Origin of the sequence: Janthinobacterium sp. UMAB-60 (assembly GCF_900095235.1) — a bacterium.
In the GTDB taxonomy this organism is placed as follows: Bacteria; Pseudomonadota; Gammaproteobacteria; order Burkholderiales; family Burkholderiaceae_D; genus Janthinobacterium.
In genome coordinates, this window is record NZ_LT607533.1 from 1 (window position 1) to 369 (window position 369).

The 369-nt window shown below is 47.2% G+C and carries 1 rRNA gene; it reads left to right on the plus strand.

Going from position 1 to position 369, the window contains the following annotated elements:
- Positions 1-104: 104 nt before the first annotated feature.
- A 23S ribosomal RNA gene (locus tag K0F86_RS27185) occupies positions 105-369 on the plus strand; the annotation flags it as partial.

Here is a 369-nt window from a genome sequence, read left to right on the forward strand (position 1 = left end):
GATGGGTAATGATTGTATGTATCAACAAACAAGCAACAACGTTGTACTTTCTTATCCCTGTAGCGCTCTTTCCTCATGCAAATGATGAGAGGCTAACGTTATAGGGACAAGCGAATAAGTGCACATGGTGGATGCCTTGGCGATTACAGGCGATGAAGGACGTAGTAGCTTGCGATAAGCTGCGGGGAGTGAGCAAACACACTTTGATCCGCAGATTTCCGAATGGGGCAACCCACCCTTTTAGGGTATTGCATACTGAATACATAGGTATGCAAGGCGAACGCGGCGAACTGAAACATCTAAGTAGCTGCAGGAAAAGAAATCAACCGAGATTCCCAAAGTAGCGGCGAGCGAAATGGGAAGAGCCTG